13 protein-coding genes are annotated in these 26,307 nt (G+C 63.6%); 9 read left to right on the top strand and 4 right to left on the bottom strand.

Annotated elements, in window-relative coordinates:
* Nucleotides 1-322 precede the first annotated feature (322 nt).
* The 3 genes from VFV96_03300 to VFV96_03290 all read left to right on the top strand — a co-directional run bounded on the left by VFV96_03300 (nucleotide 323) and on the right by VFV96_03290 (nucleotide 9,459).
* Nucleotides 323-3,784 carry an Ig-like domain-containing protein gene (locus tag VFV96_03300; GenBank protein HEU5069421.1) on the top strand — a complete coding sequence of 1,154 codons (3,462 nt, stop codon included), beginning with the start codon at nucleotides 323-325 and terminating at the stop codon, nucleotides 3,782-3,784.
* A gap of 108 nt (nucleotides 3,785-3,892) precedes the next feature.
* A complete protein-coding gene (locus tag VFV96_03295; GenBank protein ID HEU5069420.1) occupies nucleotides 3,893-4,834 on the top strand; it encodes a prepilin-type N-terminal cleavage/methylation domain-containing protein in 942 nt (313 codons plus the stop codon).
* A 101-nt stretch (nucleotides 4,835-4,935) separates the two neighbouring features.
* Entirely contained in the window at nucleotides 4,936-9,459 is a 4,524-nt protein-coding gene (locus VFV96_03290; GenBank protein HEU5069419.1) for a TIM-barrel domain-containing protein, read from the top strand.
* 121 nt (nucleotides 9,460-9,580) lie between these two features.
* Here the strand turns inward: VFV96_03290 and VFV96_03285 are convergent, their stop codons facing one another.
* The 4 genes from VFV96_03285 to VFV96_03270 all read right to left on the bottom strand — a co-directional run bounded on the left by VFV96_03285 (nucleotide 9,581) and on the right by VFV96_03270 (nucleotide 12,980).
* On the bottom strand, nucleotides 9,581-9,751 hold the full coding sequence (locus VFV96_03285; GenBank protein HEU5069418.1) for a hypothetical protein: 171 nt from the start codon (nucleotides 9,749-9,751) through the stop codon (nucleotides 9,581-9,583).
* 380 nt (nucleotides 9,752-10,131) lie between these two features.
* Nucleotides 10,132-10,566, bottom strand: a complete 435-nt coding sequence (locus VFV96_03280) for a hypothetical protein (GenBank protein ID HEU5069417.1) — start codon at nucleotides 10,564-10,566, stop codon at nucleotides 10,132-10,134.
* Nucleotides 10,567-10,928: 362 nt separating this feature from the next.
* Nucleotides 10,929-11,372, bottom strand: a complete 444-nt coding sequence (locus VFV96_03275; protein HEU5069416.1) for a hypothetical protein — start codon at nucleotides 11,370-11,372, stop codon at nucleotides 10,929-10,931.
* Between the two features lie 222 nt (nucleotides 11,373-11,594).
* Nucleotides 11,595-12,980 carry a sulfatase-like hydrolase/transferase gene (locus VFV96_03270; protein ID HEU5069415.1) on the bottom strand — a complete coding sequence of 462 codons (1,386 nt, stop codon included), beginning with the start codon at nucleotides 12,978-12,980 and terminating at the stop codon, nucleotides 11,595-11,597.
* Between the two features lie 337 nt (nucleotides 12,981-13,317).
* Here VFV96_03270 and VFV96_03265 point away from each other — a divergent pair, with 337 nt between their 5' ends.
* The 6 genes from VFV96_03265 to VFV96_03240 all read left to right on the top strand — a co-directional run.
* Nucleotides 13,318-16,488 carry a GH116 family glycosyl-hydrolase gene (locus VFV96_03265; GenBank protein HEU5069414.1) on the top strand — a complete coding sequence of 1,057 codons (3,171 nt, stop codon included), beginning with the start codon at nucleotides 13,318-13,320 and terminating at the stop codon, nucleotides 16,486-16,488.
* 21 nt (nucleotides 16,489-16,509) lie between these two features.
* The gene (locus VFV96_03260; GenBank protein ID HEU5069413.1) at nucleotides 16,510-17,721 is read left to right on the top strand and encodes a DUF6786 family protein; all 1,212 of its coding nucleotides are present in this window, start codon (nucleotides 16,510-16,512) and stop codon (nucleotides 17,719-17,721) included.
* Nucleotides 17,722-17,746: 25 nt separating this feature from the next.
* The gene (locus tag VFV96_03255; GenBank protein ID HEU5069412.1) at nucleotides 17,747-19,357 is read left to right on the top strand and encodes a glycoside hydrolase family 172 protein; all 1,611 of its coding nucleotides are present in this window, start codon (nucleotides 17,747-17,749) and stop codon (nucleotides 19,355-19,357) included.
* Between the two features lie 111 nt (nucleotides 19,358-19,468).
* Complete coding sequence (locus tag VFV96_03250; protein HEU5069411.1) at nucleotides 19,469-22,546, top strand: glycoside hydrolase domain-containing protein; 3,078 nt, start codon at nucleotides 19,469-19,471, stop codon at nucleotides 22,544-22,546.
* A gap of 252 nt (nucleotides 22,547-22,798) precedes the next feature.
* Nucleotides 22,799-25,876 carry a two-component regulator propeller domain-containing protein gene (locus tag VFV96_03245; GenBank protein ID HEU5069410.1) on the top strand — a complete coding sequence of 1,026 codons (3,078 nt, stop codon included), beginning with the start codon at nucleotides 22,799-22,801 and terminating at the stop codon, nucleotides 25,874-25,876.
* Nucleotides 25,877-25,939: 63 nt separating this feature from the next.
* On the top strand, nucleotides 25,940-26,307 hold a 368-nt coding region (locus VFV96_03240), incomplete at its 3' end, for a response regulator transcription factor (GenBank protein HEU5069409.1).

The raw sequence follows: 26,307 nt of genomic DNA, 5'->3' as shown, positions 1-26,307 counted from the left end.
ACGCCCGCCTCTCCGGTCGCGCGGGCGCGAAGGCTGACTACCCACGTTCATGGGTATTGTCCGTTCCAACTGCGGCTCTATTTTTAGCCCATTCTCGTAAGCGGTCTCTCGACGTCGGCCACGGTGACAAGTGGTTCGAAGACGTCTGACGGCGCCGGGCCGATTTCGTTGCGGACCGCCGTGCGAGCGGCTCCCCGGTCGAATGGTCGCGCGAGGTTGGTGATCGCAGCGCCACCACCACGGATTGGTCACCAATCTGAAATTATTGGTTCATTTTCCCTCAAGCGGGAACGCAAACGCCGACAAGCTGACACAAACCCCTATGAAACAACGAACCCACTGCAAGACATCGCTGATGATGGCTGCCCTGGTCACGACCTGGCTGGCCATGAACCAGGCTTCCGCCCAAACCACCAATGCCTTTGATCAGGCCTCTGATCCTGCCTACACCGGACTGGGCGCACCCAACGGATTGGGCACGGGCGGCCAGAACGGCGGCTACGGCTTCGGCCCCTGGACCTTTACCGTGACGGGCACGGGCGGCGCGTTCATTCAAAACAACGGCCCGAGTGGTTACTCATTTGATTTGTGGAACACCTCGGCCAACAACGGCACCGAGGCGATCCGTCCTTTCAACACGCCCCTCTCGCCGGGAGATTCCTTTCTGGTGGCCTTGCGTTTGAACAGTTTGGACAACGGGAATACCACGAACCGTTTTGCGCTCGAAGACGCAGGCGGAAACATTTTGTTCAGCTACTGGCATCTGGGCGGCGACAATTTGAATGGCTGGTATAGCGATGCCACCACGAGCGTGGGGGTGGCGACCAACTTTCAGTATGCCTACCAGCAATTTGTCACCTACAAGTTCACCTTGAACAGTGCCACGACTTATACGTTCACCGATCTGGCCACTGGGGCCAGTTTCACCGGGACCATCGCGAATGCGCCCATCGCCCAGTCGGCCTTCATCCGGCGCAATGCCGGCACCTCGCCTGGCAACGGCCAGGATTATCAGTTTGACCGGCTGACGATTATTTCCGCCACGCCACCGTCGTTTCAGGCGCTTTCGCCCGGGGCGGGTGCTCTGAGCGTGGCGACGAACGCCACGATCAGCCTGAATGTGGCCTCCGGCGGTGTGCCGCTGAATTTGGCGTCCGTGTCGTTCTCGCTCGACGGCAATGCGGTCACGCCCACCGTCACCGGCAGTTCGAGTCTCATGGGCATCAGTTACACGCCGGTCTCGACATTTGACTATGGCACGACGCACACGGTTCGGGTGATCGTGCAGGACGACAACACGGTTTCCTACACCAACACGTGGAGCTTTACCACGGGCTACGCGGCATTGCCGGTGGCGCTGGCCGGACCGCTGACCACGGGCGGTGGCAATGATCTGACGATTCTTACAGCCGCCGGTGAAGCCTGGCTGGGCACCAACTATGACACCAACTCCGTCCGGACTCTTTATGCCCGATACAGCATGGTCTTCAATGACCTGAATGGCGAAACCGGCAATGGCGGCGGTTACGGCGGTTTGCATTTCATGCAGGACAATGCGCAAAAGCTGATCGCCGGCAACGCGTGGGTTTCCACCAACTGGAGCCTGGATGCGGGCGGCCTGCAGATGAATCTCAATCCACTGACGCCCGTGGTGTTGGGCGAATGGCATACCATCGTCGAGCGCATCGACTTTCAGACCAATGGCAACGACAGCGTGAAAATCTGGCTGGATCCCGATTTCAGCCAACCGCAGGAAGCGCAGACAAATGTGGTCACGCTGAGCGCGGATGTCAGTTTCAACAACGTCCGGCTCCGCTGCGGCAATGGCACGGCCAGCGCCACGTGGACCAACATCATCGTGGGCGCGCAACCGACCGACGTGGGATTTCCACCTTCGGTGGCACCGCAATTCCAGGCGCAGCTTCCGGCGCCGGGATCGTTTGACATCGCCACCAATACCAGCATCGGCGCGCAGGTGCTCGTGGGCGGTTACCCCATCCAGTCCGCCTCGCTCCGCATTGATGGCGGCAGCGCTGTCACGCCGGACACGAGCGCGATTTCCCCGAGCATCCTCGGGATCAGTTACCAACCCTCGACGCCCCTGAGTTCGGGCACGCTGCACACCGTTCAACTGGTGGTCACGGATGCGAACAGCAGTTCGTTCACGAACACGTGGACTTTTACGACCGGTTTCGCCGCCCTGCCGATCGCGCTGAACCGGACGTTTGCCGCCAGCAACAATGTGGACACCGTCATTTTCGCCGCGACCAACGATCCCTGGATCGGGACCAATTATCAGGGGACGCTTGCGAAAACGCTGTATGTCCGTTTCAGCGCGGACTTTGTTAATCTGAATCCACCCGGTCCCACCTGGGGCGGCCTGCAATTTTTCCAGGACAACACCGAGCGGTTGCTGACCGGCAAGGGTGGTGGCACCGCCAACTGGAGCGTGGCGGCGGCGGTTCCCGACACGGACATTCCTCCCTACATACCTTTTGCGACCAATGAATGGCACACGTTTGTCGTGCGCGCGGATTATCCGGCCGGCGGCGGCAATGCCACGGTTAAAGTTTGGCTGGACCCGGACTTTGGCCAGACTGAAGCCGCCCAACCCAATCCCCCGCTGGAGCTTTCCTGCAACAATGCGTTCAACAACATCCGTCTGCGTGCGGGCTTCGCGCCGGCCAGCGCCCTGTATTCCAACATCTTGGTGGCGGCGACTTCGGACGGGGTTGGCTTCGCCCCCTCGATGGATCCGGTATTTCAAAACTATGTTCCTGCCGTCAACGCCTCGTCCGCGCCGGTGTCCACGCCCGTGGGTGTGGATGTGTTGTTCGGCTCCTACGGCATCGGCACCAACACGGTCGTCATGACTTTGGATGGCAATCCGGTGGACCCGAGCTTCACCGTCACGGCCAGCTCCATCTCGATGAGTTACCAGCCGCCCAGTGCCTTCACGCCGGGATCGGCGCACACGGTGCAAGTCAGTTTGACGGACTCGAACAACACGCCGTATTACGCGACGTGGTCCTTTACGGCGGATTCGTATCCCACGCTGCCGGTAAAATTGGATGGGCCGTTCGATGTTTACGAAGGCTCATACGTGACCTTGTGGGATTCGCAGAACGGCTGGCTCAACGGCAATTTCGGCCCCGCGTCCACGAACACGCTTTACGCGCGGTTCAGCATGGTGTTTTACGACTTCCCACAAACTGATCCCAACGCCGGCGGCTCCTTTGGCGGCCTGCATTTCTTCCAGGACAACAGCGAACGATTGCTGGTCGGCAACGCCTGGCTGTCCACGAATTGGAGTGCGGATGCCAAGGAGGCGGGTGAGCCCGATGTGTTGCCCATTACGCCCATCGTGCCGGGCGAATGGCATACGTTCGTGATCAAGAGCGTGTATGCCTCCAACGGCCCCACGGCCGAGTCCATCTGGCTGGATCCCGACTTCTCCAAGAGTCTGGCCAACCAACCGCAATCGCCGTTGACGGTCTCCATGAACAATACGTTCAACAACATCCGGCTGCGTTGCGGCAACGGATCGACCTTTGCCGAGTTTACCAACGTGGTCGTCGCGGCCTCCGCGCAGGACCTTGGCTTCCCCGCGGTCGTGCCACCGGGACGGTTGAGCATCCAGAACGGGCAGCTTTCCTGGACCGGCGACGGCACGCTGCAAAGTGCGCCTGCGGTAAGCGGACCCTGGACCGACAAGGCAAATCAATCCAACCCGCAGCCTTTGTCCACCACCAATGCGGCGGAATTTTATCGCCTGCGCCAGTAGCAATCATTGGGAACGGGCCGCGGCTTGAAGGAACAGCGCGCCATGGACAGCTGGCGGGGTCCCGGGGTGGCCCCGCCAGCCTTTGCAACCTCAATCGGGACGAACAAGTTGAAAATCTACATCGAAGAAATCATGGTCTTTCGGCGGAAAACCAGGGTCCGTCAATCCGCCCGGACGCGCGCCGGGTTCACGCTGATTGAACTGTTGGTGGTCATCGCCATCATTGCCATTCTGGCGGCGCTGCTGCTGCCGGCGTTGTCAGCCGCAAAGAAACGGGCAACCCAGGCAACGTGTCTGAGCAACCAGAAACAACTGGCCCTGGCGTGGACGATGTATGTGAGTGACAATGCCGGCCGGGTGGTGGGTTTCAGCACGATCCCGGGCGCCAACCCGGCGAACTGGCGGGTGGAGGCCGATTTGGTTCCCACCACGCCGCCCGCCAGCCTTTCGGGTCAGGACGCCATCCAATGGCGTTTTCGGGAGGGCTACAAAATCGGCCCGCTGTATCCCTATGCGCCCAACGCTGATGTCCTGCATTGCCCCGGGGATGTGCGGAAGAGTTTGCCGCAGTATTGTTGGGACAGCTACTCGGGCGCCGGCGGCTTTGTGGGCGGCGACAGCACCGCCTTTCCGGGCAGCCACTTGGGAACCATCAGCAAGGAATCCCAGCTGATGCACGCGAGCGACCGGTTCTTGTGGGTGGAGGAATGTGCTTCCCAGTCGTTGGGGGGCGCGACCTACATCGAAAACCAGCATGCGTGGGACATGAAGCCCGGCGGACCGGACATTGGCCCCTCGCCGTTTTTTACCGCCCAATGGGTTGACTCGCCGGCGGCGTTTCACGGGGCCAACAGCACGTTCAGCTTTGCCGATGGGCATGCGGAATCCCACAAGTGGGTTAATCAACTGGTCATCAATTTTGCCAACAGCCTGAGTCCCTCCAAGTATTACAACATTGGCGGCGCCTCGAGCGCCGGTGCCCTGGCCAACGCGGACAAGGAAGACCTGTATTACGTGGCCAGCCACTTTGCGACGGACATCAATCCGTGACGCGATTTCCCCGTCCGCCGTTTGCCGTGATTTTGCCGGAACCATTTTTGCCGTTTTCCATTTAGTCCCCGCACCGGGGAAATGTCCGATCGATCCATAACATGAAAGTTGCCACCGTTGCCCTGTTTGCCGTTGTTAATCTTGGGCTCATCAGCCAGAACCTCATCGCCGGCGACAGCGTGGTTGTCGGCTCCGTCCGTGTTCAATGCCTGTCCAGCAACCTCGTCCGGCTGGAGGTGATGGGGCCGGAGGGATTTGAAGACCGTCCCACGTTTCACGTGGTGAGCCGCGACTGGCCGGGCACCGCCAGCACCACCAATCTCGGAGCCGGGCAGGTGCTGATCTCCACGCCGAACTACACGGTGCATGTCCCCTCTGGCGCGACGTCCTTGAGCGGCATTTACCTGACGTCGCCGGGCGGGCAGACCAACTTCACGTATGACGGCAGCCTGAACAACAGCGTCTGGCTGCCGGGGCCGGCGGAGAAACCAGCGTCCTGGTCGTTTGCCGATTCGCCACGTCTGATGCCGCCAGGCTGGGGCATAACTCCCGCTCCACCCGGCGCGCCGCTCGCGTCCACGAGCGGCTGGGACACGAACAACGATGCCCCCGACGTTTATGTGTTTGTGCCCAACGGCAGCTACCAACAGTTGCGCAGTGATTTTCTCAAACTGACCGGCCACACGGGCATGATTCCGCTCTGGGCGTTCGGCTGCTGGGACAGCCGCTGGTATGATTACACCGAATCCACAGCACTGGACCAGATTGCCGCCTACCGTTCGCGTTCCATTCCGCTGGATGCGCTGGTTTGCGACACGGGCTGGCGCGTGAACGCCTCCACCGGTTACCAGCCCAATTCCAATTTCTTTCCCGACATGCCGCGTTTCCTTTCCGAAGCGCACGCCGCCAACGTCCGCGTGATGTTCAACGATCATCCCGAACCGGTGGCTGCGAATGCGCTGGATCCGGTGGAAGTCACTTATCGCTACACCAACCTGACACAACTGCTCGGCGAAGGATTGGACGTCTGGTGGTATGACCGCAACTGGGGCGTCAGCTTGTTGTCGCCCTCGCCCAATTTGCGCCACGAAGTGTGGGGGATGCGGGTTTATCATGACGCCACGGACGCCACCAACGCGTCCTTGCGGCCGATGATCATGGCCAACATTGACGGCATCGACAACGGCGTCCGCAACCGGCCAATGAACGTCGCGGCGCACACCTATCCCATTCAATGGACCGGCGACATCGGCCCTTCCTCAACCTATCTGCGATACGCCGTGCAAAACGCCGTTCACTCGGGCGTGCAAGCGTTGTTCCCCTACGAAAGCGACGATCTCGGCGGGCACACCAGCAATCCGACTCCGGAAGGTTACATCCGCTGGATTGAATATGGCGCGCTCTCGCCCATCTACCGTCCGCATTGCACCTACAACCTGACGCGCATGCCGTGGACCTTTGGGCCGGAGGCCGAATGGACGGCGCGGCGCCTGCTCAACCTACGCTATCGGCTGCTGCCGGTGTTCTACGCCGCGGCGCACGAGAATTATGAAACGGGCGAACCGTTGCTCCGGCGTTTGGATCTGGATTACCCCCAATACGCGGACGCCAGCCGCGAGGACCAATACCTGATCGGCCATTCGCTGCTGGTGGCCCCAATGATTGACAGCGGCGCGACCACCATTCCGTCGTCGTGGCTGACCACGACAAACGGCCAGCCTGGGCTGAACGCCGCCTATTTTTCCAGCACGAACCTGAGCGGCGCGCCCACGTTGACGCGGGTGGATCCCAACCTTGATTTCAATTGGAACAGCGGCAGCCCCGGCGGTTCCGTGCCGGCGCAAAATTTCACCGTGCGGTGGATTGGCAACCTCACCATCCCGCCCGGAGCCGGCGACGTGCATTTGGCCGCGTTGTCCGACGACGGCGTGCGCGTCTGGGTGGACAACCAGCTTTGCATCGACAATTGGGGCCCCAATGACTCCGTCACCACGACGTCCAGCAGCATCCTAAAAGCCGGCCAAACCTGCTCGCTGCGCCTCGAGTATTTGCAGTTGGGCGGCAAAGACGTGATTGCGTTGCAATCGCTCGGGGCAAATCCGTCCCGGACCCTTTGGGTTCCGCCGGGCAAATGGATCAATGCCTGGACCGGCGCCACCGTGAACGGCCCGGCCACCGCCGCCGTGGACGCCCCGCTCGGCCAGATCCCCTTGTTCATCCGTTCCGGTTCGATCTTTGCGCTCGCGCCGCAAATGGAATACACCGGGCAGTTGCCCTGGGATCCTGTCACGCTGGACGTGTATCCGAGCACCACGGAAACCGACCAGACGACGCTTTACGAGGATGACACCCTGACCACGGCTTACCAAGCGGGTCAGTTCCGCACCACCACCCTCAAAACGTGGGCGGATGACGCGGCGAAAACCGTTTCCGTTGCGATTGCTCCGGCCGCCGGCACCTTCACCGGTGCGCTCACCCAACGTTCATGGGTGGCGCGGCTGCATCGTCCGCCCCACTGGCCGGATGACCTTGCCCCGGCACAAGTCACGCTGAACGGCCAGCCCATCGGCCCGGTCATGCGGCGCGTGAAAAACACCACGGCGATGCCGCTCGGGGCGGCCAACGGCGCGCCGGATGCCGATGTCTTTGAAGTGACTTTGCCGGAAAGTTCCGTGCTGACGAGCAATGTGCTGGTCGCCACGTTCGCTTCGGCTTCCAGCCCGTGGACCTCCGGTGACATCGGCTGTGTCGGTGCCAGCGGCAACGTCATTGAGGGCGCGTCCACGTCGTCCAATGCCGTCTGGCTCGTGCGCGGCGGCGGCGCGGGCATCGGCGGCACCAACGACGGTTTTCACTATCTTTATCAGCCCTGCGTCAGCAATGCCCAATTGGTGGTGCGCCTGACCGGCCAACCATCCGCCAGCGCGGGTGCGGAAGCCGGCATCCTGTTCAGCGAAGGTCTGGACGCCACCGCGCGCAACGCCGTGATTGCCCTGACCGCCGACAATCATCTGGTGTTTCAAAGCCGGTCCACCGCCGGTGCGGCGGCACAAACCACGACCATCTCCGGATTCACGGCGCCATGCTGGTTGCGCTTGCTGCGCACGGGCGACAGCTTCATCGCCTACGCCTCCACGAGCGGCGCGCAGTGGACCCAGGTGGCGGCGGTGAGCATTCCGGGATTCAATGCGCAGGCCTACGTGGGTTTGGCTGTCACGGCGGCTATCGCTGCCACCAATGCCGTGGATGACACCCATTACAACCAGGCGGTTTTCTCCAACCTGACGCTCAACAACACCGTCGGCATTTCCACGGTGCCCAACCAGACCACCGCTGCGTCCACGCCGACCCCGGCCATTCCGTTTACGGTGAGTTCAACCGGCGGCAATCCGCTCACCGTCATCGCGTCGTCCAGCAACACCAACCTGCTGACCACGCAAAACATTGTGATCGACGGCACGGGCGCCGGCCGCACCGTCACGCTCACACCCAGTCCCGGCGGCACCGGCCGCAGCACGGTGACGTTGACCGTGACCGATGGCGCCAACACCGCCAGCGCCCAGTTTAGCCTGACCGTTTTTCCGGCTTCGGGATGGGCGGCCGGCCAGATTCTGTTGGAAGACAATTTCGGCAATTACGCGGCGGGCAATCTTCCGGGAACAGCCTTTCATGGCACCGGTTTTGCCACCGGCGGCTCATGGCTCGGGCTCGACAATGCTTTTGGCGCGAGTGTTTCCGATGCGGCAACCGTTTCCTTTCCGGGGCTGACCTCGCCATTGCTCCACTCCTCCGGCGGGACGGTCACCGTCAAGGGCGACGGCTCCAACTTGGAGGCATTGCCCGACCTGTCCGCCGGCGGACCGTTCGCGGACGCCGGGCTCCTGGATTCGGCCAGCGGCACCATCGGCGGTGGGAACATCAGCGGCACGCTCTACCTGCGATTTCTGATTCGCGCGCATTTTGATACCGGAAACGGTGCCTACGGCGGACTGCAATTGAGCCGCAGCGATGACACCACGGGAGTTTTGATCGGCAACAGTTCATCCGCCTGGGCGTTCAGCCTTTGGTCGCCCGCCACCAGCACCTCGGCGGACCTCGTCAACCACAGCGGCAATTACCTTTTTGTGGATGCGCAGGTGCATTTGCTCGTGGCGCGGATTGATTACCACGCCAATGCCGACGACACCCTGACCGTGTGGCTTGATCCCGACACGACCGCTGGCGAGAACAGTCAAAGTTCCGCGACGACCTACCTCGGCGGCGTTTCCGGCGATTTCAGTTTCGACCGGTTTTTTTTGCGCGGCGGTTACAGCGGCAAACAATTTGATTACGGCGCCATTGGCCTGGGCACCAGCTGGTCGGCCGTGGTGCCGACGGCGCCGGCGCCGGAAGTGCCCGCACCGGCCGTCCAGGGCGCCGGCCTGTCCGGCAGCCGCGAATTCAATTTCTGCTTCAGCGGCGCGGCGGGACAGAGTTATTCCATTTTGGCCAGCACCAATCTGGCTTTGCCACTGGCCGACTGGACCGTGGAACGCACCGGCACGTTTGGCTTTGATCCGGTCTCGCTGAACTGGGCCATCCCGTCGGACGACCTCCGCCGCTTCTTCCGGATTTCGATTCCTTAAGCCCGGAAAGGGGCCGGCACGCGCCCAAGACGCTTCGGTGGCGGTCCTGCCGTTCCCGGCGTGCCCGCTTGCCCTGGCTTGACCTGACTCAAAGGGCGCGCCCGGCTCATGGCCGCCGAAATTATCTGAGGCCGATTAGCACACCAACCAGGATGGCCAACGCAACGGCGCCACAAGCGGCCCAAATAATCTGCGGTCGCTGCACGGCCGTCGCCGCCTGATAGCGGCGGATGATGAAAAGCACTGACAAGAGCGAAACAATAACAAGGAAGGCGACAAGGGCGATGGTCATGTTTGTATGTGCTGGGTTTGAGGATGGGGGAGCGGCATTCAACTTGCGCCCAACGTGCAGCAGTGTATCCCGCCGCCCGCCGCGAGCAAGCATCGCTTTGCTTGGGACGGGGTGGGGCGGGTGATGGCGCGGAAATCATCCGCCAGCGGTTGGGTTGACGGGGCCGGGTGTTGAGGAGCGAACCTGCGTGGACCAACTCGCCGACGGCATTGAGGACGCCGGCGTGATGTTTACGGTCGCCGAGATCGAGGCTGAAGGTGAAGCCGCTGGGCGCGCCGTGTGCGGCGACAGGGGAGACCAACGGAGGGGATTGGTTTGGTTCTCATAGGCAGAGCACTCTAACCCATCGCACTGCGACGGGCCTCTGCCTTCTCACCTCATCAGGTTGCGTTGGCATAAATCTTTAGCAAAAAAATCTCCAGCTTGACGACGGACTCACGATCTATGCCGTGAATCGCATGCATCGAATGAGCGTAAAGGTGTGGGGGAATGGCCACAAATCTGTATCCCATCGTTTTCATTCCAAGCATGGCGTAGTAGATGCCGGGCAGCATGTCTGCCTGTCTCGCCAGAACCGCATCGCGCTCAAAAACCACGTGCGATCTGTGGAGCGTGGCTGCGCTCCAAGCAATGCGCATCGCACCGTCTGACTCGTCCACGTATGGCACGGGGTCTTGAAGAACCGTATCAAACTCTAATGGGTCTCCCTTGTTGCGGTAGAACTTCAAGACGGCGTTGAATCGATCGGAGTCGGCGATTGGGCTGCCATAACCCTCAATCTCTTTCAGCAGTTTGACTCCGGCCTGAATTTTCACGGGTGTGTCCAATTACCATCTAGCCAGCATGGCTTTCGCTGCAGGTGGAAGGGGTGTCTGCTCTCCGGCGTAAACGTGGGTTGCGCTGCGCGAGCGGCGCCGAGCCACCCGTGGTGGGACGCACGCTCCGGACAACGCAAAGACGAACAGCAGCCATCGTCGGCCCGGTTCTGCTCTCCATACAATCGTTGAATCAAACGAAGGATGGTCAGCTCGTCCGGTGTGAGGGGGCGCTTTGGCATGCTCATTCAAATTTGCGTGAAACGGTCTGGACAGCATGGCCTACACCGAAGGTGGAAGCGGTGTCGATGCTCTTCCGCTGCACCCAATCGGTCATAGCCAGCCTTGGAGTTGGCTGCTCCTCAGTAAATGAGTTTTTTGAGGTCGTTCTCAGCCCTCTTCAAGTCTGCTTGGTCAAGGAATTGAATGAGTAGACACCCGCCTTCGATTGGAGCCATAATTTTGGGCGCGCTTGCGGGCTTATCGCCCACAACAACCAGTAGCCGTTTGCCAATCGACTTCTCAGTTAATGACGCAAACGCCTTGGCGTCTTCCGTTCCGAACGCAACCGCCAGGCCATTTGACTGTGGATAGACTTCCTTCAGCATGGTGATGTCCAAGTCTGGCTTTGCTGCAACGTAACCGAGCTTCGGCAGATCTTGCGTATCAATGAACCTGCCACCGTCAATCGGTTGGTCGCTTACGACATAGAACGCCAGTGGTGCATTGATCGCCTGAGGCTGGGGCTTTTGGCAGCCAATCGCCAAAAGTGCTAAGACTAAGCAGGCGTAGATGAATGTGCGCATACTGGTTGCAGGCCAGACAGCATGGGCTGCGTTGAAATTGGCCGGTATATCGACGCTCCGGCGTAAACGTGGGTTGCGACCCGTGAGGGAAGCCGAGCCACCGGTTGTGGGACTCACGCCCCAAACAACGCAGGAACGAACAGCAGCCATCATGAAGACCTATCTACTCCGCCCGGCCCCGTCCGTCCAGCGCCAATCCTGCCGCGCCAGCGGATTCCAGGTTCAAAGCGTGAACCGGTGGTTGGCCCAGGCGAGTAGTTGGTCGCGGAGGCGGTTGACGATGTCCGGATGTTCGCCCGCGAGATTGTGGGATTCGTGTTCGTCGTGGCTCAGGTCATACAACTCGGGGCGGGTGCCGTCCCGCATCAGCAGCAGTTTCCAGTTGCCTTCGCGAATGGCGAGGTCCGGCCAGCGGTTGTCAGCCGGTCCCGGCCGGTCGGGTGGACGCACCCAGAACAGCGGCCGGGTGCGTTGCGCGGCCGCGCGGCCCAGCCAGGTTTGGCTGAAGTCTTCGCCATCGAAGGCCACCTGGGCGGGCAACGTCACCCCCGCGAGGCGGGCCACCGAGGGGAGCAAGTCCACCCCCGAAATCACGCTCGACGTGTTGGTGGTGCCCACGGCGGCGGCCGGCATGAAGCCGGGCGCCCAGATGATGAACGGTTCGCGAATGCCGCCTTCGTAGAGGTTGCCCTTGTGGCCGCGGAAAGGGCCGGCGCGTCCGGCGCCCGGTTCGGGGCCGTTGTCGCTCGCGACGATGAGGATGGTGTTGGTGCGCAGCGCCGCATCGTGGCGCAGGTAGTCGAACAGTTGCGCGAACTGGGCGTCCATGGCTTTCACCACGCCGAGATACAACTGCCGTTTGCTGCCATCGCCCCGCTCGGCGCAGGGCGGGAAGAACGGCGAGTGCACGTCGTCCGGCCAGACGTTGACGTAAAAGGGCCGGCCGGCCTGTTGCGCTTCCTGCATGAAGCGGATGGCGCGCTGGACGAACACGCTGGTGACGACGGCCCGGTTGGTCCAGGTGATTTCACCGCGGCCCAACTGGTCGCTGCCGAGCGCGTATTTGTGCGGCGGCCGGCCGTCGCAGGCGTCGCACAAGGGGAGGATGCGGTCACCGAGGCCCTCGAACTGCGTCAGGGTTTGGTCGAAGCCATATTCCTTGATCAGCGGCGCCTCGCCGACGTCGCGTTGTCCGCCCATGTGCCATTTGCCGAAATGTCCTGTCGCGTAGCCGGCCGCGTGCAGCAGGCGGGCGAGCGTGGGCGCGGACGGGTCGAGCCATTGGGCGAGGCCGCGCTGGTTGTTTTCCTTGCGCGAGGCGAGATACGAGGTGATCCGCCAGCGCGCCGGGAACTGGCCGGTGGTGAAACCGGTGCGCGAGGGGGAACAGATCGGCGAACTGACCGAGAATTGCGTGAAGCGCAGGCCCTCCGCCGCGAGCCGGTCCAGGTTCACAGTGGCCACGTCGCGGTCGCCGTAGCACGACAGGTCGCCAAAGCCCATGTCGTCGATCAGGAGGAAGACGAAGTTGGGCCGGACCAGGCCATTGGCGGCGGACAGCGGGAGGGCGAGCAGCAGGAACAGCGGAAGCAAGCGAAGGATTTTCATCGGATGAATGGTGCGGTGCGTGAGGGCGCTGCCAGTAAGGCACGTTCGCGCGCGGCGGCCAAGCCTGAATCTGCTTCTGTCCGGCACGGGCGTGGTGGAGCGCCGTTCTCCAATTCGGCGCGTGCTTGGGCGCCTTTCAATACCTGCCGGGTCGGAGACCGGCGCTCCGGGGGGCATGGTCAAGATGCGCCGTCCGGCGCGGCGGCGTTCCGTTCGACGGCGGAAGGCACAGGTTGTTTTGAAGTTCCCCAAATGGGGAATAGGCAAACGGCGGACGCTTCGTTACCTTCGCCCCATGTCCATCCCCGGTGAAACTGCCTGAACCCTGCCGTCACCCATGGCCAAGAACCCGCCTCCGCAAAAAAATTGTTCCGGTCCGTCGTGTGGCTGCCGTCCGCAATGGGGCCGGCGCGATTTTCTGAAGCTGGTCGGCGTGGGCGCGTTGGGCGCGGCGGCGGGCTGGCCGGCGATGGCCGGGCCGTTCACGCGTCAGGATTTCGAGCGGCTGGTGCCCGCGGACAAGAAGCTGCATCCCGATTGGGTGCGTTCCCTCGCGGCGCGCGGCGAACGCACCGTTTACCGGGGCGCGGAACTGGAATACATCGGCATGCCCATCGGCGGGATTTGTGCCGGACAATTGTATCTCGGCGGCGATGGCCGGCTGTGGCACTGGGATATTTTCAACCAGTCCATCGCCACCGACGCCGCGCATTACGCGCATCCGCCGCCGGCGGCATCACCAGTGGATCAGGGCTTCGCCCTGCGCGTGACGGTGGCCGGCCAGACGACCGAACGGCGGCTCGACCGGACGCATTGGCGCGATGTTGCGTTCACCGGCGAATACCCGATTGGCTTCGTCGAATACCGTGATCCGGACTGCCCGGTCACCGTGAACCTGGAGGCGTTCTCGCCGTTCATTCCGTTGAATACGGAAGATTCCTCGCTGCCGGCGACCGTGCTGGAATTCACCGTGCAGAACAACGGCCTCGCGCCCGTGGAAATCGAGCTGGCTGGCTGGCTGGAAAACGCGGTCTGCCGGCACAGCGGAGCGGCGCATGAAGGTTGGCGACGCAACCGGCTGGTGCGACGGTCGGGCGCGTTGTTGCTCGAAGCCAGCGTTGAAGCGGGCGCGCCGTCGGATCCGGCCCGGCCGGACATTGTGTTCGATGATTTCGAAGACGGCACCTACCGCAACTGGCACGTGACGGGAACGGCCTTTGGCTCCGGCCCGGTTGCGGCCGCGGCCATGCCGGCCTACCAGGGCGACGTGCACGCGCATGGAAAACGGCTCGTCAACACGCACGCGTCCGCGCCGGGCACCAACGTCGGAGAACGCGACGCGGCCACGGGCAAACTGGTCAGCCGATCGTTTGCGCTCAACCGGAATTACCTCACGTTCCTGATCGGCGGCGGCGCGGCGGCCGGCCAAACGTGCATGAACCTGCGGGTGGCCGGGCAGATCGTCTTGAGCGCGACCGGTCATGACGACAACCGGCTGCAGCCCGTGAATTGGGACGTGCGCCCGTGGGCCGGGCAATCGGCAGTCCTCGAAATCGTGGATGACGGCACGGGCGGCTGGGGAAACATCGGCGTGGATGACATTGTGCTCCGCGACCAGCCGCGACAGTCGGCGGTGCCGCTGGCCCGGGAACCCGATTGCGGCACGCTGGTGCTGGGGCTGTTGGCGACGCAGCAAGAGGACTTCGGTCAGACGGAAGTTTTGGCCGACGGCGAGGCGCTTCGCCTGTTCAACCACAGCCCGGCCGCGGCCGCGCCGGCGCGCCAGCCGTTGAGCCGGAAGCTGGTGGGAGCTGTTGGCCGGCGGATGCGGCTGGCGCCGGGCGCCTCCGGCGTGGCCACGTTTCTGGTCGCGTGGCACATGCCCAACCTGGCCATGGACAAGCTGCCGCCGGGCCGGCATTACGCCACGCGGTTTGCGTCCGCGCTGGCGGTGGCGCGTTACGTGGCGCGCGAATTCCCGCGGTTGAGCGGGCACACGCGGCGCTGGCATCGCACGTGGTATGATTCATCGCTGCCTTACTGGTTTTTGGACCGCACCTTTCTAAACACCTCCATCCTGGCCAGCTCCACGTGTCATCGGTTTGGCGACGGCCGCTTCTACGGATGGGAAGGCGTGGGCTGTTGCGCGGGCACGTGCGGTCACGTCTGGCATTACGCGCATGCCGTGGCGCGGCTGTTTCCCGATCTCGAACGCCGCACCCGCGAAGCGGTCGATTTTGGGCTCGCCCAGCAACCGGACGGCGCCATCCATTTTCGCGGCGAGTTCAATGACTTTCCCGCCGTGGACGGCCAGGCCGGCTGCGTCCTGCGCGCGTTGCGGGAACACCAGATGGCGCCCGATGCTGCATTCCTCCGGCGCAACTGGCCGCACATCCGGCGCGCGACGGAATGGCTGATGGCCAAGGACCACGACGCGGACGGCATTCTCGAGGGCAATCAACACAACACGCTGGACACCGACTGGTTTGGTCCGGTGGCGTGGTTGAGCGGGCTCTACCTGGCGGCGCTGGCCGCGGCGGAAGTCATGGCGGACGAAGCGGGCGACGCGGATTTTGCGATTCGCTGCCGCCGGATCTTGAAGGTCGGGCGCGAGAACTTCGTGGCGCGCCTTTACGAGGACGGCTACTTCGTGAACCGGCCGGATCCTCGCCACCTCGACGCCATCAACTCGGGCAGCGGGTGCGAGATTGACCAGGTGTTCGGTCAGAGCTGGGCGTTTCAGGTCGGGCTGCCGCGCGTGTTGCCGGAAACGGAAACGCGCTCGGCCCTGCGTGCGCTCTGGCGCTACAATTTCACGCCCGACGTCGGTCCCTACCGCGCGGCCTACCGGCCGGGCCGTTGGTATGCCATGCCCGGCGAGGCCGGATTGTTGATGTGCACCTTCCCGCGTTCGGACTGGGACTACGCCCAGGCCAAGGGCAAGGGACCGGATTGGGCAGCCGGCTATTTCGACGAGTGCATGAACGGATTTGAGTATCAGGTGGCGGGGCACATGCTCTGGGAGGGAATGATTACCGAAGGCCTCGCGATCACGCGGGCCGTGCATGACCGCTACCATGCGTCCAAGCGCAATCCCTGGAACGAAGTCGAGTGCGGCGATCATTACGCGCGCAGCATGGCCAGTTATGGCGTGTATCTCGCGGCGTGCGGTTACGAGCACCACAGGCCACAGGCGCAGCTTGCGTTTGCGCCCCGGCTCGCGCCCGAGGATTTCAAGGCGGCCTTCACCACCGCCACCGGGTGGGGGAGCTTTGCGCAGCAACGCGGCCCGCACGCGCTGCACGGCCAGCTCCGCCTCGAATGGGGCCGGCTGACGTTGCGCCGCTTCGGACTGACCGCGCCCGCCACCGTCACGTCCGTGTGCGTGACAATGGAACAGAAACCGATCCCCGCCACGCTGCACCGCGACGGCGAACGGTGCCGGATTGAATTTCATTCCCCCGTGCATCTCGTCGAAGGCGACACTTTGGAGATCCGGCTCAGCTAAACCATCACCCCGCATTTCATCATGAAAAAAGAAACGCTCCTGCATTCACTGGTTTTCACGGCCGCCGCTGCCACGGCCGCTTCCGGCGCGGATTTCGGCGGCGATGCGGCGTTCCTGCAGCAGCACACCGACCTGATTCTGCTCCGGAGCAAGGATGGTCAGGCGCAGGTGGCGGTGGCGCCCGCCTGGCAGGGGCGCGTCATGACGAGCACCGCGGCCGGCCCTCAGGGGCGGAGCTTTGGCTGGCTCAACCGTGACCTCATCGCGTCCGGCAAATGGCAGGAACACATCAACGTCTTTGGCGGCGAGGACCGTTTCTGGATGGGCCCCGAAGGCGGCCAGTTTTCCGTCTTCTTCGCCAAGGGCAGTCCGTTCGAGCTCAGCCACTGGTTCACGCCCGCGCCGGTGGACACGATGCCGTATCGCGTGGTGCGCCAGGCGGCCGACCGCGCGGTGTTTGGCGCGGAGTTCAAGCTCACCAACTATTCAGGCACGACGTTTGACGTGCAGGTGGAGCGCACCGTGCGCGTGCTGGAGCCGGACGAAGCCTGGCGGCACCTTGCCGTGAAGCCGGCCGCGGACGTGAAGCTGGTCGCCTTTCAGAGCGAAAACAAGATCACCAACGCGGGCCGCGCGCCGTGGCGCAAGGAAAGCGGCCTGCTGTCCGTCTGGATTCTCGGCCAGTTCAATCCGACGCCGGAAACCACCATCGTGGTGCCCATCAAGTCCGGTCCGGAATCGGAGCTGGGCGTGAAGGCGACGTCCGACTATTTCGGCGCCATCCCGGCCGATCGTTTTCGGGCGACGGACCACGCGGTCTATTTGAAGGCAGACGGCCAATTTCGCAGCAAGATTGGCATCAATCCCCGGCGCAGCCGCGCCGTGCTGGGCAGCTACGATGCGGGACAAAAAGTGCTGACGCTGGTGCAATTCACGCAGCCGGCCGGGGTCAAGGACTACGTCAACTCGCTCTGGAAACTGCAGGAACATCCGTATGCGGGTGACGCCGCCAACAGCTACAACGACGGTCCGCCGTCGCCGGGCGCCAAACCGCTGGGGCCGTTTTACGAACTGGAGTCTTCCTCACCGGCGGCGGTGCTCGCGCCGGGCGCAAGTCTTGCGCACGTGCACCGGACGATTCATCTGACCGGACCGGAACCCGCGCTGAACGCCATTGCGCAGCAGGTGCTCGGGGTTTCTCTGGCGGACATCCAGCACGCGTTCACGCCGTGAGTGGGCCGCGCAATCAATCAAGACCATGAAGCTGCCGATGAAATTTTTATGCGCATTGATGCTGGTCACGTCCGGGGGCCGTGCGTTGGCGGCCGCCCCGCCGGCGGTGACGCTTGAATCCCTGCTGCGGGAAATGACCAACCGCTGTGCGGTGGCGGAATGGCCGGTGCCGGCCTATACCTGTGCGCAAGTCAGCAGTCACGATCCGCACAAGACCAGTCCCGCCGACCCGGCCGGCTGGCACGCGAACGTGGATTACGGAAACTGCCTGCGCGTCGAAACCAATGCCAATCGTCGTGAATGGGTCATTCTGGACGCGTCGGGGCCCGGTGCGATCACGCGCATCTGGATTCCTCTCAACGCCGACAAGGACAAGCAGGTCGTGCGTTTTTATTTTGACGGCAACCCCGAACCGGCCATCGCGGTTCCGTGGAACGAATTGTTGAGCGGAAAGGGATTCGTGCGGCCGCCCCTGGCGTTCGTGTCGTGGAACGAAACGGATCTTCAAAACCAGCTGCGTCCCGATTACCGGGCGCCGCGCGGTGTGGGCGGCGATTTGTATCTGCCCATTCCCTTTGCGCGTGGCTGCAAGGTGACGCTCGATCAGGAGCCGTTTTACTACTGCATCAATTATCGCCAATACGAGCCCAGGACAGTGGTGAATACTTTTTCCCTCGCTGCATTTCGCACGGCGCGCGACACCGTGGATGCGGTGGGCACTGCGTTGCTGACGCCAACCAAGCCGGATCATGTGGCGCCGCTCAAGCAAGCCCGGCTTGCCGCGGGTGAAACTTTGGCGTTCCCCCTGCCGTCGGGCCCGGCGGCGGTGAATCAGCTCGAAGTGAAAGTGGATCCGGCCAGTGCGCCTGCGGTGCTGCGCGCGATTGTGTTGGAGGCCAGTTTCGACGGCGAGGCCACTCTTTGGTGTCCGCTCGGCGAATTCTTTGGTGCCGGCGCCCGTCTGCATCCGGTGCAGGACTGGTATCGCACCGTGCGGGCCGATGGCCGGCTGACGGCGCGCTGGATCATGCCCTACCGGAAGGCGGGCCAGATTCGCTTGAAAAATTTGGGAACCCAGCCGGGCACGGTGGCTTTGGGTGCGACCGTGCGGCCGTGGCCTTGGGACGCCCGCTCGCAGCATTTTCACGCGAGCTGGCATGCGCAGCGGGACCTCAAGACGCGTCCGCGGTCGGACTGGAATTACGTGCGCATTACCGGACAGGGCGTTTACGCGGGTGACACCCTGACGGTCTTCAGTCCGGTGAAGGAATGGTATGGCGAGGGGGACGAGCGGATTTACCGCGATGGCGAAACCATTCCCTCCCACATCGGCACCGGCACGGAAGATTACTATGGCTACGCGTGGGGCATGCCGAACTTTTTCAACTCGCCGTTTCTCTCCACGCCGGCGCGGGACAGCCAGGCGCGCGACGACTGGCGCGGTTACACCACGGATTCGCGCCTGCGTCTGCTCGATGGCATCCCGTTTCGCCGGCAACTGCAGGTGGACATGGAGATCTGGAACTGGGCCGACACCCGGGTGGATTATGCCGTGGGAACGTTCTGGTATGCGCGGCCCGGCGCCACCGACAATCGTCCCCCGCAACCGGACGAAGCCGTTCAGCCATTGCGTTAGGACGTCGCGCGTGTGACGCAATCCCGCCGTGTTGATGAGTCGCGGGCCGGCGCAAGTTACCAATTCTGGTAATAGGAAAGCCCGGCCAAGACGCTTAACCTGTCCGTCACCATGCATCACCTGTTCGCTTCCTTGGTTGGGTTGACGTGTGCCTTCGACCGGCGCGGGCGGCGGGGGCGCGTCCTTTTCGCGATGCTCGCGTTCACCGGTTTGCTGGCGGGGGCGGCGGTTGGTCCTGCCTGGATGCCAACGACCACACCGTGGGATCCGGCGCTGGGCTCACATCGGGTTGTGGTGCGCGTCGCCGGGCCTGCCAATGCCGTTCGGGCCCGCCTTGAGTGGCGGCGTCGCGACCGCGATCCTGAAAAGAAGGCCGTGCTGGTTTATGAACTCCAGCAGGGGCGGCGCGTGACGAATGTCGTGGTCCGGTCCGTTGACAACGTGGCGGGGGACTTCGTCTTTGAACCTGTAACCGGTGCGGGCGAATACGCGGTTTATTTTCTACCGGTGACCATTTCCGGCGGTTCCTTTCCGGTCAGTCATTACCGTGAACCAGAAGCAACAGCCGATCCGCAGTGGACTGCCGCTGCCATGCAACGGATCGCGCAACTGCCCGCGGCGGAGCCGGTGCGCTGGGAGGCGCTGAGTGAACATGATGCCTGGAATGAAATGGAGGTCATCGCCACTCCGGAGGAAACAGCCGCCGCCGCTCATCGGGCGACGAATGGTTTCCGTCTCTTCCTCTCCGGCCCGGATGAAGCGGTGCGGATGCCGGACCGGTTGCCGCGGGTTTGGGCGACCGCGGCGCCGGACCCCGTGTCAACGCTCGCGGTGCAGCGCGGCGAATACGCGGTTTTTCAGGTCGCCGTCTGGGCGGCGGCCGCCGACCTCGCCGATGTGCGGGTGACGTTTCCGGCGGAGCAAAGCACCGCCGCCACGCCGGGGATCAAGGACTTCATCTGCCTTTCCACCCACGGCGTGGACTGGCTCGGAAAACCGTTCATCCGCCGCGTGGACGTGCCGCACGGGAGCGTGCAGGCATTTTGGTGCGGCGTGGCGATTCCGGAAACATTGCCGGAACGGATGGCCGAAATTCCGGTTCAGGTGCGCGTGCAGGCTGAGGGGCGGGCCGCGCAGGATCAGGTGCTCCGGTTCAAGCTGAAGCCCGGCCGGGTGCGCGATCATGGCGATGCTGATCCGAAGAGCTTCTCACGATTGCGCTGGTTGAATTCCACGACGGCCGAAGACGACGCGCCGACGCGCGGCTACGAGCCGTTGCACATCGCCGGGCGCACCATTGCCTGCCTTGGTCGCGCAGTGGAATTGAATGAGCAGGGCCTGCCGGCGCGCATCAGCACGTTTTTCAACGCGGCAAACACGCGCCTCGAGCCGACGGTCCAGCAACAACTGCTGACCCGGCCGGTCGAGTTGAACTGCACGCTGGCCGATGGCCGCCGCGCGCAGTTGCGGGGCGGAGCGTTTCGGTTTGTCCGGCGCGGGCCGGGCCGTGTTGCGTGGACCAACGAATGGCGGGGCGACGGTTTGACCGCGACGTTGCAGGGGGAGATGGAGTTTGATGGTTCGCTTCACTACCGCGTTGCCCTGGCGGCCACGACCGGGCCGGTGTCGCTGTCCGATGTGCGGCTGGAATTTTCCCGTTCGCCGGAGACGACCCGGTATGCCCTGGGCTTGCAGCTTGCGGCCGGCACGTGCCCGGACCAATGGGACTGGCACTGGGACGTGGCGCACAAGAACCAGGACAGCGTGTGGCTCGGTGCGGTCAACGGCGGGCTGCGCGTGCAGTTGCTCGCGGACAATTACGTCCTGCCGGCCGTCAACATTCACTATGCGCACCGGCCGTTGCACGATCCGCCCTCGTGGAGCGGCGGCGGGGTGGGCGGAATGCAATTCCGCCGGGGGACGGATGCCGCCGTGCTGGGTTGCTTCAGCGGTCCGCGTCAACTGGCGCCGGGCCAGCCGTTGCACTTCGACTTCAACCTGCTCGTGACGCCCTTTCACACCCTGCCAACGGCGGAACAATGGCGGGATCGTTACTACCACACGGGCAGCATTCCGCACGATCTGGACCGGTATCTGGACCAGGCGAAGGCCGACGGCGCCAACATCGTCAACTTCCATCAGGGCAACCGGCTCAATCCCTACATCAATTACCCGTTCATCACCTGGGAGCAGTTGCGCGACGCCAGTGCCCGGGCGCATGAACGCGGGCTGCGCACAAAGTATTACTACACGGTGCGCGAGTTGTCCTGCTGGGCGACGGAACTTTTTGCCCTCCGCAGCCTGGGCGATGAAATTCTGCTCACGGGAAACGGCGGCGGGCATCCCTGGGGCGAAGAGCATTTGGGCGGCAATTACTGGCAGGCGTGGTATGAACCGCAGGTGCAGGACGTGAGCTTCCTCACCCAGACCCTGAGCCGCTGGGACAACTACTACATCGAAGGCCTGCGCTGGCTGTGTCAGAACGCCGGCTGCGACGGGCTGTATCTCGACGACATCGCCTACAATCGCGACATCATGTTGCGCGTGCGGAAGGTGCTGGACCGCGATTGCCCGCGCGGCGGTTTGATTGACCTGCATTCCTGGAACGAGTTTCAAGCGTCGGGCGCGTGGGCGCACTGCGCCAACTTGTTCATGGACAGCCTGCCGTTTGTGGATCGCCTGTGGTTTGGCGAGGAGCATCAATATGCCGGGCCGCCGCCCGAACATTTCCTTGTTGAAATCAGCGGCGTGCCGTTCGGGCTGATGGGCGAAATGTTGCAGGGCGGGGGCAATCCGTGGCTTGGCCTGGTGTTTGGCTGCACGGCCCGCCTCGGCTGGGGCGGCGACCCGCGTCCCGCGTGGAAGCTGTGGGATGATTTTGGCGTGCAGGACGCGGAATTCATCGGCTGGTGGGCCGATGCGGATTGCCCGGTGCGGTGCGCGGATCCGGACGTCAAAGTTTCCGTCTGGCGGCAAAAGGGCAAAACGCTCGTTGCGGTCGGCAATTTTGCCGCCACCCCCAAGTCGGTCACGCTGCAGGTGGACTGGCAGCAACTGGGTTTGAAGGCCGGCCAGGCTGAATTTTTTGCGCCGGCCATTCCCGCATGGGGCCAAAGCGAGCAGCACCTGCCGGCGACTGCGGTGCTCCCGCTCAAACCCTTCGGTGGTGCCGCTCTGATCCTCCGCTGAGCCACAATCTCCCCGACACCCACACAGTCACACCAACCCAACCCAACCAATATGAACAAACGCAAATTGCTCATCACTGTTTCAGCGGCCGTTCTGATTGCCGGGCGGGCCGGCGCGGGCGGCGCGCGAACGAGGTCGCGCAGTTCAAAGACTGCCTGCGTGATGCAAGTGGTCTTTTCGTTTGCCGCGTGCGGAGGCGACGGCTAGGTTCACGTTGCTCTCGACCATTCCATGAACCCCTGCAGGCTGCGCATGCCGACCCCTGGTCACCTGATGCTGTTGATCGGGCTCGTCCTGGCCGGCGCGGCCCAGGCGGCTTTGAACGACAGTTTTCAAGTGCGGAGCTGGCATGTGGAGAACGGCCTTCCCGACGGAACCGTCACCGCGCTGGCCCAAACCCCCGACGGATACTTGTGGGTGGGCACGCAGAAGGGCCTGGTCCGGTTTGACGGCGTCAACTTCAATCCAGTCCCGCAGTTCGCCGGCGCGGCGCCTGATGACCGCTGGATCACCGGCCTGTTGGTCGATCGTCAGGGCGCGCTGTGGAGGGTCAGCAAGTCTGGTCTCGTCACGGAACTTGCCCATGGCCGCACCCAAGTTCGCTGTCCGGCACGGGAGCTTCCGGCCATGCGCAGTGCGGCGGCGACGAATGATGAGGCGGGCGCGGATTCCACCGCCGGCCTGTCGTTCATGCCCGGCCGCATCGCTCTGGACGGCGACGGTGACGTGTGGGTGTTGCGCGAGGATGGAACGGTCCTGCGTTTTCAAGGCGCCGGTCCGCCCGGCACTCCGGGCGCAACCCATCTGCCGTCGGGTTCGCCCGGCTGGCTGAGTGCGGACGGAAGCGGTGGCATTTGGTTGTCCAAGGCGGGTCGGGTTTATACGTGGCGCCAGGATGAATGGGTTGCCGTGCCCGAAGCGGGCAGCGACCAGGCTTCCTGGTTGTGCGCTTGTTCGGCCGGGCGCGAGGGACTGTGGGTGGCGGGGATTCGGGGAAGCTGGCTTTCCGGTTCGTGGGTGCGGCAGCGGACGCCGGCCGGCTGGCAAGCGCCGCCTTTGGCCACACCGCCGGCGCCGGATTCCGCCCGGGCGTTGGTTTCAACCCTGCTCGAAGACCGCCAGGGACGGCTGTGGATGGGCATGTATTGGAGCGGGGTTTATGTTCAAGCGCAGGCCGGCAAGTGGGAACGGGTGCAAATGCAGGGACCACTGGCGCAAAGTGTCGTCACCTGCCTGTTGGAAGATCATGACGGCGCCGTCTGGGCGGGCACCATCGGTGAAGGCTTGCATCAAATCGTCCCCAAACAGGTCGCGATGGTGATGCTGCCGCCTGACGCCGGGGAAAGCATCGTCAACACGGCGTTTGCGGATCATGACGGCGCCGTTTGGATCGGCACGGATGGCAAGGGCATCTTCCGCTGGGAACCGGGGCGGTTTACCCGGTTTGGTCAGGCCGAGGGCCTGCCGCACGAGCACGTTTGCGCCATTCTTCAGGACGCCCAATCCGTGATCTGGGCCGGCACGTGGGCGGGGCTGGCCCGCTTTGACGGCACCCGTTTCGTTGGCGTCCGCGGCGTGCCGGCGTTGGCGCAGCCCGTCGTGACCTTGTTTGCCGACCGCTCGGGGCGCTTGTGGGCGGGCAGCACCCGGGGCGTGTGCCGGCGGCAGGACGATGGATCATGGACGGTGCTGACTTCCGCGGCGGCAGATTCCAATTTGGACGTGCGCGGCATCACGGAAGACCGGGCGGGCCATCTCTGGGTGGCCGCCATTGGCGCCGGCCTGTTGCAGGTCCGGGGCGACCAGTTGGTGTCCGTCGGCGCCGCCATCGGGCTCGACCGCAAGGACGTGCGCTGTGTGTTGTGCGATGCGGATGACGCCCTCTGGATTGGCACGCTCAACAACGGGCTGTTCCGTTACGCCGGAGGCCGCTTGCAGCACTATTCCATGGCCGACGGGCTGCCGGACGATTCCATCATTTCGTTGGTGGCCGACCCATTGGGCAATCTTTGGATGAGTTCCGACAACGGCATCTTCGGCTGCTCGTGTCGTCGCCTGGCGGACTACGTTCGCGGCCAGAGCCCGGCGTTGCTGTGCTGGCAACTGGCCCCGGCACAAGGGCTGGCCAACCGCGGTTGCTCGGGCAGCGGCCAGCCCGTGGCCAGTTGGTCGCCTGACGGGCGGCTCTGGATTGCCGACATGCGCGGCGTGGCCAGCTTTGATCCCGCGATGGTCACCCGGGGCAAGTCGCCGCCCAATGTGTTCGTGGAATCGGTGACCGCGGACGGCGTGATGTTGACCGCCAGGGACGGTGAACTCCGCGCTCCCGCCAGCACGCGCCGGTTTGAATTCCATTTCGCCGCGCCGGACCTGGCGGCGCCGCAGACCTTGCGGTTTCGGTATCGGCTGGAGCCGTTGGATTCCGAATGGGTGAACGCGGGGGCGGCGCGCCTGGCGGCCTACAGCCAGTTGCAGCCCGAAACCTACCGCTTCCGGGTGATGGTGGGCGGCGTCGATGAACGCTGGCACGAGGCGGCCACGCCCGTCCGGTTGACCGTCCATCCGCGGCTGTGGCAGGCGCGCTGGTTCCAGGTCCTGGTGCTGGTGGTTCTGGTATCCGCGATTGCCGCGGGCCTGACCTTGAATGAGCGCCGCAAGCTGCGCCGCCGTCTGGAACGCATGGAGGCCCAGCAGGCGCTGGAAACGGAACGCCGTCGCATCGCGCGGGACTTGCATGATGACCTGGGCGCCGGCCTGGCCGAGGTGGTGCTGCTGGGAGAACTTTCGCGGCAGGGCAACGTGCCGGCTGCGGAGCTGCCCGCGCATGTCAGCTCAATGACCGACAAGACGCGCGCGTTGGTGACCGTCATGGACGAGATCGTATGGACGGTCAATCCCCGCAATGACACCGTGAAAAGCCTGGGTAGTTATCTTTCGGAACATTTCCAGCGATTTCTGGCCCCGGCGCGCATTTCGGCCCGGGTGAGTCTGCCGGACGACTTGCCCGGAACGCCGCTCTCGGCCCAGTTCCGGCACAATATTTTTTTGGCGGTCAAGGAAGCCCTGCATAATGTGTGCAAACATTCGGGCGCGCGGGAAGTCTGGTTGCGCCTGGCATGCACCGGCAACGAACTGATGCTGCGCGTGGAGGACGACGGCAAGGGATTTGATCCCGCGACCGTGAATGGCCAGCGCAACGGTTTGGAGAACATGCGCAGCCGCCTGGAGGCGCTGGGCGGACGCACCCGGTTCGAGAGCCGGCCCGGACACGGCACCACGGTGGTGTTCACCCTGCCACTGGACCGGTGCCGGCCGGCGGTGGGCAAATGAATTTCAAGTGCCTTACCCATTTGGGTGAGGCGCGCAGCGGGCAACCTGGGAACCAGTCAACCGATGATCATCAAAGTCGCAATTGTGGAGGACAAGGCCGGCGTCCGGGAGAACTGGGCGCGGCTGATCAACGCCGCCGAGGGGTTTTCCTGCGTGCTGACGTTTGACAGCGGCGAAGCGGCCTTGAAGGCGCTGCCGGCCGAGCAACCGGATGTGGTGTTGATGGACATCCATCTGCCGGGCATGTCCGGCATCGAATGCACTGCGCGGCTCAAACAAGTCCTCCCCTCGACGCAGGTGCTGGTGGTCACGGTGTATGACGATGCCGACAGCATTTTCGAGGCATTGAAGGCCGGGGCCTCGGGCTACCTGCTCAAAACCACGCCGCCAACGGAATTGTTGCAGGCCATTCGTGACATCATTCGCGGCGG

The sequence above is a fragment of the Verrucomicrobiia bacterium genome, from assembly GCA_035765895.1.
In the GTDB taxonomy this organism is placed as follows: domain Bacteria; phylum Verrucomicrobiota; class Verrucomicrobiia; order Limisphaerales; family DSYF01; genus DSYF01.
The sequence above is the reverse complement of the archived record's forward strand: the minus strand, read 5'-3'. Positions and strand labels throughout refer to the sequence as shown.